Raw genomic sequence first — 17,835 nt, 5'->3', positions numbered from 1 at the left:
GTAGGGTTTCCGCCGCACGGCGCAGAGCAGCTCCAACAGCAGCTCCTGGAGGCGGGCATTGCTCGGTGGATGCTGCATGGGTTCATACCTCACCGCATCGCCTGGCAGTGCGCGGTTCGTTTCCCAAAGGATATCCAATGTTACTCTCTCTTCTTCCTCGGGATGTGTGATGCGAATTTGCCTTTTTGGACCATAAGGGGGCGTGAATATGAGGGACTCTGCAATCTTTGCGCTCATGCCTCATGATTTTTGTCAAAGTAGCTCTGGATAAGATGTTTTTGGCAAGGCCGTTCTGGCAAAGGTAGAGAACCTTACCCCTACCACCAGCTTTCAGGATCAAAGCCGCACAATATTATCGGTGTGCGATTCGAGGACGAACAGGCTCTCGAAAATGTAGTTATTCACAATGCGTTGGCACTCAACGGATAGTCTCAAAGATGATAACTTTCTCAGAATTAAACATGTGACGCACGAATTTAACGCCCAAAAAATTTAATGGATGTGGAACACTTAGCGCTGCGCTGTGAAACAATTACTGATGTCATGGGTAGGCAAAATTCCGTTGGAGACACGCAATACCATGGCATTGTTAATGACTGGTTAGTAGCCGGACAGCAGAAGGGCCCAGGACCTGCTGATGAGAATCCTACTTCTCGTGGAACAAATCCTGGGCCCATAGAGTTCACTGGGTTGTTCAGTTGAACTCAACCAGGAACGTGGGTGTCGGGTGACATCTCGTTTTACGCCTCAATGGGTGCTGGTGCAATGGAAAGTGCAAAAAGGCAGCAACCTGCCGAAAAACCAAACCAATACTCCTCACATGAAAGTATACTCCATTAACTACACCTTGAAGGCACCAGGGCGCAATTACGCTCCCTTGCTTAACGCTATTCGCTCCTTGTTTCCAGATCACATCCATCCTTTGGACTCCTGCTGGTTTGTGTATACCTCGGTTACTGCTATGCAGATTAAAGACCTACTCACTCCTCACATGGACGTCAATGATGTCATCCTGGTTCTTGTAGCCAAAGGGCCTGGCGCTGCACAACTCCTTGATTCGACCAGTGTAAATTGGTTAAATTCCAAGCTGCCGATAGATTGATCTCGAGGCCTCTGTCGCGCCCAACCCATAACGCGACAGAGGCTTGATTCATCGGGACAACTACGGCCCGTGAAATCACTTCGGCTTGGGAGCCAACCCGCTCTTAGGCGCTGCCTTGGCAGGCTCAGCCGGGCGGCCACTTGGCTCATCTTCGCCAGTCGACAGAAGGTCGGCAGTCGGTGGGGTGGCCATCTCAGGCGTCGCTACTGGAGCCTGATCCTTTTTCTCGTGAGCAGCCACCAACTGCTCCAGATCCGCGATGCGCTTACGCAGCTCATCCACGGTCCCGAGTCCCTTCTTGGCGTAAACCAGGACGGCTGCCAGCTTCTCGGCCTGCTCTTGGGTTGCCACCTGAATCAGAAGCCCTTCATCGACTTGAACCGCGAAGGTTTCATCTTTCGCGCTACTTTCTTCAAGGCTAAATTCATCATCCTTGATCCGCTCGATCAAAAAGCCCTTGGATGGATCAAAGCGCTGGCTTTTCACGCGGCCATCGCTCCGAGACCAGACCTCCAAATAGGGAAAGCCTTCCATCGGGGCAAGCCCCTGATCGACAGACTTTTTGAAGGATTTAATGCCTTCATCCAGAGGCATAACCTCAGAAAGGCAAACCCCTGTCCGTTGATCAACGGACAGGGCAATGAGAACGCAAGTTTTCATATCGTGTGAGGCACTGACAGGGGTTAGGCCAGCAGGCCACGAATGATCTTGAGCTGGGCCTCGTCACCGACATCGTAGCCGTAGTGGCATTCGATGGTCTGCACTTCTTCATCCGTGTCAGGATCCGCGAAGTGATAGTACTGAAGCACCAGGCCGGATTCATCGACCAGCTCCTCGTACTCGAACAGCTCTTTCCGAATCGCTGGGGTCGGAGGCACAGGCGCAAAGCCAATCAGGATGGCAGACGGCAGCACGGCAATGCCCTGGATGTCCTCATACTTCCGAACGGTGCCAGCCGTCACATCGGCTGTGAAGTTCAGAGCCGCTCCGCCCACGGTGGCAGAGACCTTGAAGGTGTTGGTGGTGACGTCACGGACAAAGTACTCAACCGTTGCCGCTGTCAGACCTGTGCCGCCCGTAAGAGTGGGGAAGATCACGCGGTCACCATTCAGCAGAGGGTGAGCGGCAGCGGTAAAGGTATCGTCATCAGCCTCCCCGGTGATGTTAAAAGGCGCCCCATTGTTCGTCTGGAGGCCCGCCGATTCATAGACATCAAAGTTGAGCACTTCACCAATGACACCATCCCGGAAACTGCGGCCACCATCACCGCGCTTGGAGGCGTCGATGATCTGCGGCTGTTTCAGCAGATTGGTCCCATAGGACGGATTCAGAATCAATGAGCGGCCTGATTCAGGCCAGAACTCATTCGCGACAATCGTTCGCAGATCGCCCACATCGTTTTCGTCAAAGTTGCCCGAAGAGACACCCGCAATGGTGGTCGAATTGTAGCGCGAGGCGCGAACAACACTGAAGATATCGCCCAGGATGTCGTAAGCGAGGGCCTCGCCTTTCATCTGACCGTGCTTCTCTGGATTGAACTGTGGCTGGCGAGCCCGCTCCTTCGCGGTGAAGGAAATAGCCTGCATTTTGTTGGTCCAGCTCGTGATCGAGCGGGATTCGGTCGTGGTTGCAGAGGCCAGCGCTTTGCGGCTGCCATTGGGAGTGCGTGTGACGCTAGATCCCACGGGAGCCAAAGGATAGAAGGGCACCGCAAATTCATCATTCCCCTTCAGGGCAACGTTTCTGTAAACGGTGGAGAAGGCCAGGAGTGGGAGCAGCTTGCGTTTGACTGCACGCATGCTGGCGTCGAGGACTTCGGTGAGTTGCAGCTTGGATTCAATAGTGTGCGACATAAATGTGTGAGCTTCGCGTTCGTTGAAGGTTCGTTGTCAATGGAGCCTTATTTCTCCAACAGCCTCCGGTGGGCCTGCAGCAGCTTGCGTCGTTCCGTGAGGTTCGGAGCTTTCTCCATGGCGGCTTCCAGTTGTTCACGGGTCTGCGGCGCATCGGCAGTCAGGCTTTCATCCGAATCCGGCAGTTTATTGCCTGCGAATCCGAGGCCAGCGACCTTGTCTTTAGCTTTGGCATCGGCCCGCTTTTCGAGATCCTGCTCTTTCGCCACGAGTGCCGCCTTTTCCTTTTCAAGGGAAGCATTGGAAGATTCCAGCGCGGTAACATCGGCCTGCCTGGCTTCCAGTTCTTTGGTCGCGGCTGCGAGCTTCGCCTGAAGCCCGCCCAGCTCGGTTTCCTTCGCGCTCAGCTTGTCCTGAGTATCCTTCAGCGACTGCTTAACGGCGGCGAGCTGATTGGTCGGATCAATGCCGCGCAAAGCCTTCGCGGCAATGCCCAGGCGCTGCCCCAGCGTGAGTGTTTTGTCTTCGATCTGCTCCAGCGCTTTTTGCGGGTCCAGTGCTTCGGTGCCGCCACCACCACCCTCGCCTCCTTCATCATCGGCAGGCTTGCGCAGTCCCAGGCCGATCACACCGAGACCCACGGCTCCTGCGAGCACTGGATTCCAGCCCCCGACACTTGCGATTGGAAGCCCTGAGTGAACCGGGGCGGCCATGATCAGAGCCGGACTGAAAATGAAGGCCAGGAGGGCGATGCAGAAAACCGAAGTCCAGCGACTGCGACGGAAGGAAGAGAGGTGATGTTTCATAGAGCGTCTTGATGACGCTCTGTCCCGCGTGTCAAAGCAGGTCAATGAACTCTTCCCAGCCGGACACGAGTCCGTCAACCAGGCCAAGCTTAACAGCCTGCTCCCCGGTGTACATCTTGGCATCAGTCAGCACCTCTTTGGCCACGCCTGGTCGTGCTGTCTTCACGGCGGAGACAAACTGCTGATTCGCGTTGTTCACCGTCTCCTGGAGGTACTTGCGATCATCGGCGGTGAGCTGCTGACCGGGCCTCCCTATTGCCTTGTGCTTGCCAGCGGTGAACAGTTCCAATTTCAGACCCTCCTTCTCCATTCTCACCGAATCATCAAGCACGCCGAGGATCGTGCCGATGCTCCCAATGCTGGCGCTTGGCGTCATGTAGATTTCCTGGGCCTGGATCCCAGCATACACCGCAGCACTCGCCATCATGTAATCCACGAAGGCGTAAGTTGCTTTGGACTCTCCTGCCATGCGGATCAGGTTCGCCAGCTCGGGAGTCCCCACCACCTGCCCGCCTGGTGAGCCGATGTCGAAGACGATCTTGGTGATCTCTGGAGCGGCCATTGCCTGTTGAGTCGCGTGCGAAAGCCGATCATGGCTTACCATGCCCATGCACGCCTCCTGCAAGAATCCGGCATTCTTCGCCATCACTCCATTCCAAGGAATGACTGCCACGTCTTTTCGCCCTTGGGCCGTGAAGTAATAACGGCCATCCACTTCCCCCGAGGCCATCAAGGCTGGGCGAGCGATGCTAGCTCGCTGATGCCCGAACTTGCCCGGCTTTTCCTGCGGAACGGCCTGCATCAGATCCCCTTCTCCGCCAGCCATGCGAGACAGAAGGAAGTTATGCAGGCTGTAAAAGTGGCCTCGTTCGAGCGCCATCGGTTCACAGTAGAAGGCTTGGAAAATTAAAGGGAGTTGGATGGTGCTCATAGTCTGGTTGGAGGTTTTTCGGTAGCTCGGCACACCGCTTCATGAATGTCATCGAGTTGTTGTTTCATGGAGTCCGTAGCATCCGCCTTTTCGGCGGCTTCCTGGGCAGCCTTCACGCTGTCAGGACTTGTGATTTCAGGGAAGGCCTCAGCCCAGGTCAGATTGCGGCTTTGGAGGCCTTCCTTGATGTATTGGCGTTCGTCGAGATACTGATCGATCTCGAGCTGCCACTCATCTCCCACGAATCCATAGAGCGATTTCATGGTGATCATGCCTCGCTTCCATTGCTCGATGTGAAGCTTGCCATCTCGACCGAAGTCCACAGTCAGTCTTTTGGGTAGGAGCCAGGTATGTAGTTCCCAACCTTCGACATCTTCGATCTCTCCAGCCTCGATCATGTCTCGCACCCAGGCGATGTACCAAGGGCCGAGGAACTGATCGACCAGTTCCTGTTGCTCCGTTTCGATCTGCGACTGAGCATCAGCCATGATAAAGCGCGTGTTCGCGCCGCCAAGTTGCGTGATATTCCACAGGAGTTCCGGGCTGTATTTCAGCGCCCAGGCCACGTCACGAACGATGTTGTCCAAGTGTTCACGGACGTTTTCATTCGGATGGTCACTTTCGACCGTCTTGAAGGTTTGCCCCGGCTGTAGCTCCATGGATTCGCCGCCGCCGAAGAACTGCTCCAAGGTGAGACGCTTCCCGTTAACCTCCACCGTGGTTGTCGGACGTGGTGCCAGCACGCCTCGACCACCTGCCGGGTTCGCCACCTGGTTGGGGAGTTCCTGCTCGATAGCATAGCCGATCTGCGCCCGCATCTTGATGCCTTTCGTCAAGGCCGCCATGATCTCTCCACGATCCAGCACCTTGTTCAAGATCGGGTAAAACCTGGTTAGGCCACGCACCTGGCCAAAGCGCTCATAGGTTGCGCAAAACAGAACGTTGTCGCTCGGCACATCAACAGTTGTTTGTTGCCCCTTGCTGTCTTTCCCCAGGATCCGGTAGGCCACAGGTGCATTGTGCTTGCCCAATCTTACGCCATGGTGCCATCGCTGGGAGGGGTCGACACGTGTCGACCCCTGGCCGATCTGGTGCGCCTCGTAAAACATGCAGCGCAGACGCCCGTCTTCATTTCGAGCCAGAACGGGTGCAAGATCCCCGTCTTTAATCTTGTTGCGAATAATGCCTTGCTGGGCCGCGCCGCAGGTGAATTTCTGAGAGAGGTCGAAGGTGTTTTTCGACTCACACTTTCTGGCCCAAAGAGCACGCAACCGTTTGTTCCAGTCCTTCTTTTTGGCTTGAGGATACGGAAATAAACCCATGCCGCAGACCATTCGGGCCACACCGTCGACCCCCCGGTGAATCAGACCGCCTCCACTATTGTACACGAAGCGGGATTTTTTGAGCAACTCAAGGTGCGACCAGCTATCCACCTCCTGGAGAGTGTCCAGCGTCGGCACATAGACATAACCCCGGTCCCTAGAGTGCTGCGCTCCTTGAAACGAGCCATACGCAGCCTCCACAGTGAGTTCCTGGGCCTGGTCAAACTTCGCGGGCCTGCCATCAGGCCCCAGAATCATGGGGGAGTATGTGCTCATCCGAGGGTGCAGGGAAAGTTGCTAAAGTCGGCCCAACGCACCGTGCCTGGCGCGGAAACTCCCGCCTGAGTAGCGGACTCCTCGGCATCAAAGATCTGTAGAGCGGCCTCATAAAGCTGTAGGAGCATACTGGCAGGCATGCCGCGCTCTGCGCTGCTGCCGCCACCTTCAGTTGAGGAACTGGTGACAAACTCATCGCCAGCCATCACAGCATCCAATGCCTCCTTGTGCCTGTCGCTTAGCCACTTGCGTGGATCATCCGTGTCACGAGCAGCCCTCAGGAGGCCAGAGATAACGAGATTTGAATTGATCGAAGGGACAGCGCTCACATGCCGTCCGCCATGTCAATCCTCAGGGGCTTCTGGAGGGGCTTGTTTGGCCTCCTCAGCTTTCTTTTCGTGGTACTTTTGCCACCTCACTCTACCACCCTTTGCGACCGTCTCATAGGACCTGACCTTGGCTTCTCCACGCCCCGCTTCCCCGCCCTTTTTACCCGCCTTTGCGCGGGTCTCGGTCAGTTGCTTGGAGGAGGAGCTGTTCGGCTTCTGGCGCGCCATACACAGGGAGACAAAGCAACAGCACCCCGTGTCCTTCAACCTTCGTGATGATCCCCTCAGCCTCACAGAGCGCCCGCGCCTTCTCTAGGGTTTCAAGCTGGCGGCGCTGGATGTCAGTAATCATAAGAATCGTAGCTCAAGCAAACACGCCGCCGAGTCAATCTGGCAGGGGCAAATTTTTTAGATCTTCACGCATCTCCTGAAGCATCACATACTGCATTTTGCCTGTATCCCCCCAGTCATTGGGGCCTTTTTTGGCCTTGTCATGCTCCCAATGGTTTTTGCTTTTATCGAACACTTCAGCGGTCCATTCGGCCTCCAAAGTGTCCGGGTAATCTGTCGGGAGCCACAGCCTCGGCTCGGTTCTCTTCTGGATCCGCCCGAGGTAGAATTCGTTCTTGATGCCGTGGTCGTAATAGTATCTGACGATGATCTCCTGCCCGTCGATGTAATCCGTCATCAGCCGGGTCAACTTGCCGCGATAGTCCTCGTGTTTGCCTTCCCCACGTGAGGGATGCAAATTCCAGCCTCCGGGGTGGATCTCACAGGCGGTGGTTTGCTGCTTGATGCAAGCGCGGAACACTTCATCTCGGCGGTGCCCAGAGTCGATGAGGCCACTGAAAATGTATTCCGGTTTATCGCCACGCTCCTCGACCAGGTAGGGCCTCTTGCGCAACTGCCAAAGCTGGTCCTCATCGCTGAGTCTGCCCAGGTCCACGAGAAAAGCCGCGCCTTCAGAGGTCCACGCAAAAACCATGTATTTTAAAAAGTCGAACTGCTTGTCAATGCTCACCGTCAGGAGGGCAGGCCTGAACGGCAGCCGCGCACTCCACTTCCCGTCCCGATAGGCCAGACGGTACTCTTTGCCGAGCTGTAGCCGCACACGCTGCTCTGTGCCGTCCACTGCCTTGACGACTTTCTCTTCAATCCGCCCAGCTTTCAATGCTTTCACAGAGTCTCCCGTGATGTTGTAAGTCTCATTTTCCCACGGCATCCCCTCATGGTTCACTCGGAAGTATTTCTTGGCTTCTTCGTTCGGATTGATCTCGTAGGCCTGGAGATACATCTTCATCAAGTTCCCCCAGCTCACGCGTTCAAAGAGTGAGTAGAGGTCGCTGATCTGGTAGCTTTCTACGCCCGGTTCTGGCGGCACATACTTTCCGTTAGACGGTCTACGCCGCTGCGGCACTGGAGTCGGCACCCAGATGCCCTCATTGACCATAGCCTTTTTTTCGTGCGACTGGATCGGCTGCTGACAAAGCTGGCACTGGTAGTAGGTATCCTTGACGACGCGCTCCAGGTTCCAGCCATCCGCTTCCTTGCATTCATTGGCCATCAGGAACTTGGTCAGTAGCTCGATCCGCCGCTCACACCTGGGGCAGGGTACCAGGAATTTCTTTTGGGTGCCGTTAATGTACTTCAGGTCAATGATTCCCCCCGCCTCTTCTGGCTTCGACAGTGCCAGCAGCAAGCCGTCAGCGACGTCTGTCTGTCGTGACTTCGCACGGTCATAGGTGGTCGTGCCTTGGTTGAGCACATGCTTCTCCAGCTCGTCGAGGATGATGAGCCGATACCAGATCTCCATGAACGGGCCGTCAGAGCCAGAGCCGGAGATCAGCATGTCCATGTTTTTCAGAGAGATGCGCGACAGCGTCTTGTCGTTCTCGTCATCGGTCATCTGGCCCCCAGCAGTTCGTTCCACCGATGGCAGGATTCGGCGCTCGGCCACCTCCCGAGCTTTCTTGTCGCTGTTGATCGAATACAGGGCATTGCCCGGCCAGTTCTTGGGCATCCAGCGCAGGATGTTCAACGAGGCCTCAGAGACCCCAGTTCGTGAGGACTTCATGAAGATGCCCTCCCGCACCTCGGGCCGCATTGGCAGTTCCTGCCACTCGCGAGTCCAAGGGGTGTAACTGGAGTCATACTGCCCCGGCTTGGCAGTCATTTTTTCATCCAACCAAACCTCCCTATCAGCCCATTTCCACACAGCTTCGGTTGGGGCCATGTGCATGCATGAATCGAAGAGCTCTATCAAAAAGTCACTCTCAGGCGTGCGGAGGAATCGCGCACTGGCTGCAGCCGCAAATAGATCAATCATGGCCTTCGTTCAGTTGTTGGTACACTTGGCTGAACCTGGTTGCTTTCAGATGGGAGAAGCACTTGTCTCGCAGTTTGCCGGACATGTCCCGCCGTTCGCTTGGCTCCATCTGAGGCGCCAAAATCTCGGCCATTTCAAGCAAGGCGTTCGAGAAGCTGTGCCTCATCACGGTAAGGATCCGCACCAGTTCGGTGTTGATCACTCGCGTGCGCAACACTTCGCCTTTGCCTTCCTGGATTTTGACGATGTCTTTTTCCCATTGCCGGAGAGTGCCTACCAAGGTCTGCCACTCCCTCCGGTAGCTGTTGGCTTGGGTCACATGCCCGCTCTCCAGGCATCGCTGGAGCTGGTTAAACGTAGCCTGGACCAAAGCCCGGACCTGCTGCAGGCCGACGTCCGATGAGACCTCAGCCCCCATGTCGAGGAACATCGGCACCCCTGTTTGCTCTGTGCCAGCTTCAGCAGGCTTTCCAGGCACCGTCGTCGTTGGTGCCTGCTGGGGATCGGGCAGCCTTTCCGCAGTCGCTGCCTCTGGCGTGGCATCAGCGGCCTGCTGCTCGAATGCCTGGATGTAATCCGGCACCTTCCAGGTCATATTCCGTCGCCACCATTCCGGCATCAGTTGGGGCTGATCGAAGGGAGGAAGATCAGGCGGCGATTTCTCTCTGCCAGCCGCAATCCACCTTTTCAATTTTCGCTCAGGATCCTTCCCCTTCAGGCCGAGAACCGGAACATAATGGCTCAGCTTATGACGATAGCTTTCCGTCGTGATACGCTTCACGATCGGACGGTTCGAAGGCAAGACAAGCGACAGCTCTCTTTGCTGATCTTTGGTCAGAGGCTTGCCCTGCGCATACCTCCTCATCAGCGCCGCCAGCCTCGCCGCTTGGAGTTCGTCCGGCAAGGCCCCTTGAATGGTGGCCTGTTCCATCATCTCTCTTTCCGGGGTGCTCAGGACGCTGCCATCGCTTACCTTTTTTACGAGGTTTCGCAGATCGGCACCGATGACTTTAGCCGCTAAATCGGACGGGATGTCGCTCATGATTTGTTTGGTAGCGCCTCCATCCAGGCGCGATGGAACTGGAGGGTTTCCGCATCGTTGAAAATGACCATCTGTTCGGTGTTGTCCGAGGATCTCAGGTTCGCGCTCCCTTCGATCACGTAGTGGTCACCACTGGCCGTTGGCAGGCAGATCACTTTGGCATGCGCCCTCGCTACGATGATGTGCGCTTTGCCCTCCAGCCTCCGGGTCACATCGCGATAGGTGGTATTCTTGTCCACCTGTGCAAAGTAGTGACTGCAAACGAGGGTGATGTCACCGATGCAGCCTTTCTGCCTCAGGGTTGCCAGGCAGTCCGCATTAGCGCTGCTCAGTCCTAACGTGGCCACATGCAAATGATCACATCGCCCTTTCTCGCGGAGGATCGCCGGGATCAGGTCGCAAAGCACAAAGTCGCCCCGCAGTATGCAGTGCGTTCTCTCTCCGGGGCCTGGTAGATACGGCACCACGCACTCTGCGTTCTCAGGCTGAATCAGTTCTTTGATGCCACGCCTTGACCTCTTGTCTTTCTCCTTGGCGGCCTTGAACAAAAAGAGGTTAGACGGCAGGGCAAACCCTGGATTTGCAGGCCCTTGGTCCAGCAATTCGCTCAGGCCTTCTAGGCTGCTTTCGAGTTGGATCTCATCGAGGGCCATGGAGTTTTTCTACTGGCAGTCCAAGGGTGGTCATTCGTTCCAGGATCACGGCCGCGAACTTTGGATCCAGTTCTGTGGCCACGCATCGCCGCCCGGTCTGTTCGGCGGCGGCCATCGTGGTGCCCGAACCGCCGAAAAGTTCCAGCACGGTGTCTCCCCTTTTTGAGGAATTCCAGATGTGCCGGGCGACCAGCCTCGTGGGTTTGATGGTCGGATGCAGGTCGCTTACCACGTTCCGAGGCTCCCTGATGACGGTCGTGTCCGCTGCATTCCGCAGATGGTTAATCATGGTGATCAGCTCTCCTTTTCCGAGCTTTTTCAGATCCTGCACTTCGTCGATCACGGTGGCCTGGCTGTATCCCCCTTGCCAGTGATGCCCTGCTCCTGTCTTCCATCCATATAGGATCGGCTCATGTTGCCACTGGTAGTCTTGGCGGCCCAAGGTCCAGGCCTGCTTGATCCAGATCAGGCACTGGGCGATGTAGAGCCCGGCTTCGCGTGCTGCCTGCCGAGTCTCCAAACCGTAAGAGTCGGCATGCGCGATGTAAACGGCACCGCCTGGCTTCAGCCTGGCTGCCCCCATGGCAATCCAGCCGGAGAGCTGCTCCAGGTATTCCTTTCGCGGCATGTCATCATTCAGGATCGTCTGCGGCTTCACATGTGGTGTTTCGCCCTCGGCCTTTTTGATCTTGATGCGCTTCTTTTGCGCTCGGTCATAGGCTACATTGTAGGGCGGATCACACCAGATCATGTCAGCCTGCCCTTCACCCAGGAGGGTTTGCCAGTTGTCAGGCGACTCGCAATAGCCGCAGACCAGCCGATGGCTGCCAATCTGGTACCCGTCGCCTATGGCAACTTTCCACTTCTGCTGCAGCAACTCCGCCTTCGACATCAGCTCCTGGGTCTGCTCAGTATCGTCATCCGTCACAGGGCACTCGACCAGGGCCATCAGCGCTTTGTGATCATACAAGGCCAGCGCACAGTCCAGGCCTGCCTGGTCAATGTCCTTTGCCAGGGCCTTCAAGATATCGACCTCCCAATCCCCGAGCAGCCGATTCGCCGCGATCATGAGCGCGTAGTGCGTGGCCTCATCCAGGTCCACGACGCTCACATCGACATGCGTGTAGCCCAGGTCGGTCAGCACCTTGTGCCGAAGATGGCCCGAGACCAGGTACCCGTTTCGGCGGTTCCACACCAGCGGCTCAAAGTAGGCATGCTCCAGGGAGCGCTTCATCACCTCCCACAGGTTTGACCCCGGCTCGGGATGTTTCCTCGGATTTCGGGGGTGTTGTAGTATCCCGCCCACGGGCAAACGGGCAGTCTCAATAGCGGCGATGCGTTCAGTCACACCCCCCGGCAGTGTCAAAACTTGGGGGACATTTCAGATTTTAGGGGGTCGCTCTCAAAAAGGGGTAGGGACGTTATACCTACCCTAACCCCTCCTGAGGCTAAAAGATTCCTTATTGCGACTGGTCGCATTATCGCATTCTTGCGAAAATGACACTTTTCCCTATCACATATGCGAAAATGCGCAGGTCGTGAGGTTTTTCGCACTCCCGCGCCCCCATCCTGGGGACATGATGATTATTAGACTCATAGGTTCCTAAACCTCTCAAACCTCTGACGACCTACTTCCGATCCCTGGTTTTCCAAGGCTTCCAGCCTGACAGAGGTTTGGTCCCGATGGGCAGAGGTCAGCACTGGTCGGACTCCGACCACGGGCAAAGCCGTGGCAACCCTAGCCCCTACCTGGGGCTGAGCGTCGAAGGTCTGCATAGGTCTGCACAGGTCCGTTTCGTTATTCAAAGGCAACCTGCGCAGGTCGCTGCGGCGCTGTGTGGGTGCGCCTGGGCCTGGCTCAGCCGTGCTCGAGGCCCTCGACCCCGCCCCTGGTGCTGCGGCCGCATCTGCGGCCTCCTGGAGGGCAACACGTGTCGACCTCGGCCGCTGCGGCCGCATCGATGCCGGCATAGGTTTCATGGCCATCAATCGGCCCTGGTGTACGGGAGCCGTTACCTTCGCTTCGCCCCTAGATCGCGGCCGTCATGAGCCGACGAATGTGCGAGACCTCTGCATACGTGGCCGCTGCGGTCGCATACGGCCCTCAGTTGCACAGGCGGGGCACCTCGCTTGCCCCGCCGTCCCCAGCGCGTCTTAGACCCCCACGGCGGCCAGCACGAACTTGCTCTTGCGGCTCGCTCCCCGATCTCCGAACTCATACATGCGGCCGTCCTTGCCCTGGAAGAACTGGCCAGCGACCGCGCTCTTGCGGAATCGCTTGGCCCAGGTGCTGTCCATGCTCTTGTCGGTCCACTCCGCAGCCTGCCGCCGCTTATCGGCCTCAGTTGGCTCACGGGTCGGAAAGCTCCCCACCTCTTCCTCATCGTATTCAGGATCTGCCACTTCCTTCCATTTCCATTTCTTCAAGCCCACGCGCTCATCCAGATCCGTCATCACCTGGTCGAGTGAGCCCAGGACGTCCTGAAAAAGTCCGTGCAGCCGCGCCGTGCGGATCACATCCCGCATCGTCACCTCAGCCTTGTCCGCCTTTTTAGCGATGCAGTATTCGTCGATCAGCGCCGTGGCCAGCACCTTCCACTCGCGCCCTTCCTGGTTGCCTCCATCCGGGGCCTCATACGGTGCCAGGCCTTTCCAGAATCCGCAGCAGTCCGCGATGCTGGCCACCACCTCACACCAGCTATCAAATCCTTCGATGGACCTCTGCTTCGTGCGCGGCCGCCCGCTCTCATCCCAATGGCGCACCATGCTCCACATCACCGCCAGGCAGTGCTTCATGTTGCTCTCATCTTCGAAGAACTGTTCGTTCAGCTCGATGCGGTCTGCGGCGATGGGCCGTTCGCTGGCCTTCATTCGGGCGAACAAATCGACCCAAAGCGTACGACGCTCCAGGTTGTCATCCACGGTTAGGCCATTTCCCGTCATCAGCACCAGGGCGCGCAAAGATCCCTTGAACCTCTGCGACGTCCCCATCACTCGGCATGCCCAGGTCTTGGAGGTCACGAATCGGTTAAGGTCCGTGGACCTCACCTTGATGCGGTCCACGTCGTCGAACCATAGGTAGCTGGCGAAGTCCTGGGCCGCTGCATCCATTTCCTTTCGCGTCTCCTGCTTGTCTTCAATGTTCCATCCGGAGGGCGCTCCCACCGCGCCTTCCACAGGCTCGATGCAGAGCTGCGCCAGCTTCGATTTGCCCGAGCCTGGCAAGTTGGAAACAAACACCCCGAACGGCGCTCGACCGATGTACAGAGACCGACAAAACAGCGTGATGAAAAACTGCACAAACACGGATCTCGACCGCGTCTCATCTCCCCACTGAAAGTCCCTTAGCAGGTGCGCCAGCCAGGCCGTCGCCACATCGGGATCCAGGTCAGCTTGAAAGTGGCCACCCATCAGCGTGTAAGTCCGCGTGTGGGCATCATAGCCTTCAGCCAGCAGTACCAGCTTTTTAAAGCCTTTCCGTTTCAGGTTGTCGCGTTCGTCCAACTCATCACGGAAGGCAGGCATCCGCACCCTGTTGATGGCCTCCACGATGGGCAGTTTCAGGCGAAAGTTCGGACTGGCCAGGATCACACGCGCCAGGTCCACACCCAGGTCGCCTTCGATGATCTTCGACTTGCCATCATCATCGGTCGTTCGCCCTTTGATCAAGATGACACCTGCCCGCTGCACGACCCAGGTGACGAACTCATGCGGCGTCATCTCTCTACAGCTCCCCGTTACCGGGTCGATGGTCACGATGATGTCATTCCGCAGGAAGAGCATTTGCTTCCCGCCGATCAGCTTCCCCAGCTCATCGGCCAGGCGATAGGCAGGCGGACGGCTTTTCTCCGTGCCGACATAGAGCGTAGGCGCTGCTTTCGCCGCCTCATCAGGCAGCGTCACATCGGCCAGCTCGTGCATCGGTCGCAGCCTCTCGGCCATCTCTTCCAATGTGTCATCCGTGGGCAGCTCGTCAGACACTCGCAGTCCCCCTTTCGATGGTGATCCCGGTCGGATCTGGGCTTGGGTTCAGGTACAGCAGCTTTTGCAGCCTGTTGCCTCGCATGCACCCCGGCAGCCTCGTTAGCTGCACCGCTTTTAGGGCACGGGGATCCGCACCCAATTTTGAAAACAACGGCCCTACCATTTTCTTCATCGCATCAAATCTTTCTTTGTTCGCTGCGGGCAGATGCACCAGGGCATGCGTGCTCTTTCCCGCGCTCGTATAGATGGCCTTGATCGGCAGCGGCAGTTGCACCAGAAAGCCTAACCAAAGGGTTTCAAATTCCGCCATCTTCTTCGGATCTCGCTTCACTTCGTCCACGGGATCTGCCTCCAGAACCATGTGCTCCCAGGAGCGCACACTTTCTTCGCTGCGACGGCTCATCTTGGGCCGCCCCAGCTTGTCTGTCTCACGTGGGTTCGGCTCCCACTTCCCCGTCACAGGTTGACTGAGGTACCACACTCCGTCCGGGCCTCCTTTAGGCAGCTCGGCAGGCACCGCGGCCACACCCGGGCGATTAGCCAAGCGATAGCTCCGCCCCCGCCACCACATGTACTGCCCCTGGCTGCCGAAGACGGTAAAGATCAGCACCATCGCCTCCATGCCGAAGACATGGCGCAGAAAGTCTGCCGTGGTGGTCGTCTCCACATTCACTGGGCTGGCAGCCGCCAGCCGCTCGACGGTCCAGGGCGTGCCCGGCTGCACCCGTCGCAGGGCTTCCAGGTTAAAGTCCAGCTTCCACTTCGCTTCATACCTCGGGGCCACGGTGGCACGTGTCGTCCCCGAGCCTGGTCGACTGCTCCACAGTCCCCGCGCTCTCAGCATCTTCCGGTACAGCCAACCCTTGGGATACTTGCTAGTTGTCGCCCTCGCGTTGCTCAGCTTGTGCATCAGCTCACCGTGATTCCAAGGCGGGGCGCACTTGGTCGCGTTGTAGTGCTCTAGCAGGGACATCAGATCCGCGTCCCCGAGGTCAAAGCCATGCACCAGCGTGCAGCAGATCCGAAAGGTCGTATCATGGCCACCCTTGCCGCCAGATCCATCCGCCACATCAGCCTCATCATCGATCCAGGCTTTCGCCAGGTCGCAGGGGTCGGGAAGGTCTACAGAGGTGCTCACAGGTTGGGAGGGCAAGGGCAGGTTACAAAGAGCAGCGTAGTCACTCCTGACCGCTGTTTTCAGGTGCAGCCGCAATCCGGCGCCTCAGTTCTCGCAGATCATCGCGAGTGATCGGCTCAGAGCCGTAGCGCAAATGCTCTGTCGTCGTGCTAAACTCTTCCGAGACCATTGTCTCCATGTCTCCGAGATAGGTCTCCGTGAAGCCTTCTTCTTCATTCTCCTCATAGTACTCAGCGCCCCTGAAGTTCACTTCCAAGATCAATTCACCACAGTCTTTATCAGCGAGGGTGTAGTCCAGCATTTCCAGCATCTTCCGGATTAGAAAGGATTCACTGCGGGTCTCAGGGATCACTTCTTTGATGGCCATCACCACCCACCCCTCATGCAGGCCATACTCTGTGCCACTGACGATTTTTGTCACGGAGGCCAGCACTTCGCGACCATCATAAGCCAGCTCCTTCCCTGTCTTCATTTCAGCAGCACTGTACTTGGTGCGCCTCAGCCTCAGGATGTCACCCACCTGATATCCGCGATCATCAAAACGGATTTCAAAAGTTTTCAATCCAGCCTCTACGGCATCAAAGAGTTCAGGATCCGTCTTTAGTGTATGTGTATTCATAAAAGCAGCTTTGAGTTGTTTCACTCCTCACCGTCCGCCCCTCCGCCTTCAGTCCCCATCAGCATCAGCGGCACTTCAGCAGCCTCCTCGCCTTTGGGTTTCGTGTACGTGCTCACCAGGTCTGCCAGCTTCAGCGAGGGCATCTCTCCCAGACCACAGGCCAGCACCCAGCCCTTCAGGAATTCCGCCGCCCCTTGCTCCAGCGGAGCCCCCTTGGACTCCAAAGCCGCATAGTAGGCGTCCGGCAGTGTCAGTGTCAGTTGTTTGGCCATAGTCTTACTCTGTGTTGATGGTTAGCCGCGCTTCGGCTCTCTCCAGGCCTTCACGTCTTCCACATGGCTCGCCACCATTCTCTCCAGTTCTTCGCGACAGTTTGAAAGCACCTTGGCCTCGATTTGTTTCCCCCAACCCTCAAAGACGGCCTCCTGCTTTTTCCAACCTTCCGCCACAGCCGCCACACGGCACACCAGCGGAGTCGGCAGCGCCGCCGTAGGCAGCGGCCCTTCAACCGTCCGGCTATCAGTGAACATCATGCCTTCATCCGTCGTGATGAAAGGCAGCTTTTCGATGTGATAGATCAGAGCATCCAACTCCCCTTCCTTAAAGCCCTGAGCCTCCAAACTCGCCATCAGCTCATCAAAGGTAATCCAGTTCCTCGCAAAGTTGCCACGTGCCACATCCCAAGCATGCGTAGCCAGCCTGATATCCTGCACCGCCTGGGGAATCAGCACCACAAGCACGTGATGCTTCACCGCAGATAAAGGCGACATGCGCTGCGCGAAATCACGCGGAGCCAAAAGCGTGGCCGCAGCCTGCTCATTGCCCACATCCACCACCACTTCATGCACCTGTGGCATATGAACCAGGATGTTTTCATCCCCCACCACCGCGATCAATTCAGACAGTTTCATAATCGAATGTTCCCTCGTGTTGATAGTTAGACCGATGGCCACAAGATCTCCTGCAGGTGCACAGCCTGGCTGCACGCATCATCCAGGGCATGATGCGCCACCCCCTGTTTGATGAGAGGCACATCCGGTCGCAGGGCTTTCACCGTGCGATAGCACCGATCATTCCAGAACTTCCAGGGCAATGGAATGCCTGCCTTTTGATAAGCCGCTGCCAAAATCACATTATCAAAGGCAGCCCCATTGCCCCACATCAGAGCCCTGTCATCTCCAAGCCAAAAGGAGAAGTTTTTCAAGGCTTCATCCACAGACCTGCCCGGCTTTTTGATTTCAAGCCGCGCCTCTTCGCTTTGACCCAGCCACCACTGCACCGTGGATGCATCCAGCGTCATTCCCAAGGCCACACAGCTCTCAGGATCGATGCGGGTGTAGAACTTCTCACCCAGACCCTCAGGCCCAAATTTAACAGCACCCAGAGCCACGATAACCGCGCCTGGCTTGTTCCCAAAAGTCTCCAAATCAATCATCACATTCATAGCGTTTGGT

18 protein-coding genes are annotated in these 17,835 nt (G+C 57.0%); 1 reads left to right on the top strand and 17 read right to left on the bottom strand.

Annotated elements, in window-relative coordinates; all coding sequences use genetic code 11:
- Positions 1-727 precede the first annotated feature (727 nt).
- On the top strand, positions 728-1,102 hold the full coding sequence (locus tag ABEB25_RS09865) for a SinR family protein (RefSeq protein ID WP_345736221.1): 375 nt from the start codon (positions 728-730) through the stop codon (positions 1,100-1,102).
- Positions 1,103-1,177: 75 nt separating this feature from the next.
- Here the strand turns inward: ABEB25_RS09865 and ABEB25_RS09860 are convergent, their stop codons facing one another.
- From ABEB25_RS09860 to ABEB25_RS09780, 17 genes are all read right to left on the bottom strand, one after another.
- The gene (locus tag ABEB25_RS09860; protein ID WP_345736220.1) at positions 1,178-1,696 is read right to left on the bottom strand and encodes a hypothetical protein; all 519 of its coding nucleotides are present in this window, start codon (positions 1,694-1,696) and stop codon (positions 1,178-1,180) included.
- A gap of 89 nt (positions 1,697-1,785) precedes the next feature.
- Positions 1,786-2,955, bottom strand: a complete 1,170-nt coding sequence (locus ABEB25_RS09855) for a major capsid protein (protein WP_345736219.1) — start codon at positions 2,953-2,955, stop codon at positions 1,786-1,788.
- A gap of 47 nt (positions 2,956-3,002) precedes the next feature.
- Positions 3,003-3,761 carry a hypothetical protein gene (locus tag ABEB25_RS09850; RefSeq protein ID WP_345736218.1) on the bottom strand — a complete coding sequence of 253 codons (759 nt, stop codon included), beginning with the start codon at positions 3,759-3,761 and terminating at the stop codon, positions 3,003-3,005.
- 31 nt (positions 3,762-3,792) lie between these two features.
- Positions 3,793-4,641 carry a S49 family peptidase gene (locus ABEB25_RS09845; protein ID WP_345736217.1) on the bottom strand — a complete coding sequence of 283 codons (849 nt, stop codon included), beginning with the start codon at positions 4,639-4,641 and terminating at the stop codon, positions 3,793-3,795.
- 47 nt (positions 4,642-4,688) lie between these two features.
- A complete protein-coding gene (locus ABEB25_RS09840) occupies positions 4,689-6,272 on the bottom strand; it encodes a phage portal protein (RefSeq protein ID WP_345736216.1) in 1,584 nt (527 codons plus the stop codon).
- 14 nt (positions 6,273-6,286) lie between these two features.
- Positions 6,287-6,619: a hypothetical protein gene (locus ABEB25_RS09835; protein ID WP_345736215.1), complete on the bottom strand. Its 333-nt coding sequence runs from the start codon at positions 6,617-6,619 to the stop codon at positions 6,287-6,289.
- A gap of 160 nt (positions 6,620-6,779) precedes the next feature.
- Entirely contained in the window at positions 6,780-6,971 is a 192-nt protein-coding gene (locus tag ABEB25_RS09830) for a hypothetical protein (protein WP_345736214.1), read from the bottom strand.
- A 33-nt stretch (positions 6,972-7,004) separates the two neighbouring features.
- Positions 7,005-8,792 carry a terminase gpA endonuclease subunit gene (locus ABEB25_RS09825; protein ID WP_345736213.1) on the bottom strand — a complete coding sequence of 596 codons (1,788 nt, stop codon included), beginning with the start codon at positions 8,790-8,792 and terminating at the stop codon, positions 7,005-7,007.
- A gap of 145 nt (positions 8,793-8,937) precedes the next feature.
- Complete coding sequence (locus ABEB25_RS09820) at positions 8,938-9,879, bottom strand: hypothetical protein (RefSeq protein ID WP_345736212.1); 942 nt, start codon at positions 9,877-9,879, stop codon at positions 8,938-8,940.
- A gap of 104 nt (positions 9,880-9,983) precedes the next feature.
- A complete protein-coding gene (locus ABEB25_RS09815) occupies positions 9,984-10,640 on the bottom strand; it encodes a hypothetical protein (protein WP_345736211.1) in 657 nt (218 codons plus the stop codon).
- Entirely contained in the window at positions 10,627-11,874 is a 1,248-nt protein-coding gene (locus ABEB25_RS09810) for a DNA modification methylase (protein ID WP_345736210.1), read from the bottom strand. Before ABEB25_RS09810 ends, ABEB25_RS09815 begins: the two co-directional genes overlap by 14 nt.
- A gap of 920 nt (positions 11,875-12,794) precedes the next feature.
- Positions 12,795-14,621, bottom strand: coding sequence for a hypothetical protein (locus ABEB25_RS09805; RefSeq protein WP_345736209.1), 1,827 nt, complete (start codon positions 14,619-14,621; stop codon positions 12,795-12,797).
- The gene (locus ABEB25_RS09800) at positions 14,614-15,762 is read right to left on the bottom strand and encodes a hypothetical protein (protein ID WP_345736208.1); all 1,149 of its coding nucleotides are present in this window, start codon (positions 15,760-15,762) and stop codon (positions 14,614-14,616) included. The genes ABEB25_RS09805 and ABEB25_RS09800 overlap by 8 nt, the downstream gene beginning before the upstream one ends.
- A 40-nt stretch (positions 15,763-15,802) precedes the next feature.
- On the bottom strand, positions 15,803-16,381 hold the full coding sequence (locus tag ABEB25_RS09795; protein WP_345736207.1) for a DUF3850 domain-containing protein: 579 nt from the start codon (positions 16,379-16,381) through the stop codon (positions 15,803-15,805).
- Positions 16,382-16,401: 20 nt separating this feature from the next.
- Complete coding sequence (locus tag ABEB25_RS09790) at positions 16,402-16,653, bottom strand: hypothetical protein (RefSeq protein ID WP_345736206.1); 252 nt, start codon at positions 16,651-16,653, stop codon at positions 16,402-16,404.
- 21 nt (positions 16,654-16,674) lie between these two features.
- Positions 16,675-17,292: a hypothetical protein gene (locus ABEB25_RS09785; RefSeq protein ID WP_345736205.1), complete on the bottom strand. Its 618-nt coding sequence runs from the start codon at positions 17,290-17,292 to the stop codon at positions 16,675-16,677.
- Between the two features lie 26 nt (positions 17,293-17,318).
- Positions 17,319-17,825: a 3'-5' exonuclease gene (locus ABEB25_RS09780; protein ID WP_345736204.1), complete on the bottom strand. Its 507-nt coding sequence runs from the start codon at positions 17,823-17,825 to the stop codon at positions 17,319-17,321.
- Positions 17,826-17,835: the final 10 nt, after the last annotated feature.

This window comes from Prosthecobacter algae, from assembly GCF_039542385.1.
GTDB classification, from domain to species: Bacteria; Verrucomicrobiota; Verrucomicrobiia; order Verrucomicrobiales; family Verrucomicrobiaceae; genus Prosthecobacter; species Prosthecobacter algae.
This window is presented reverse-complemented; position numbering and strand designations above follow the sequence as displayed.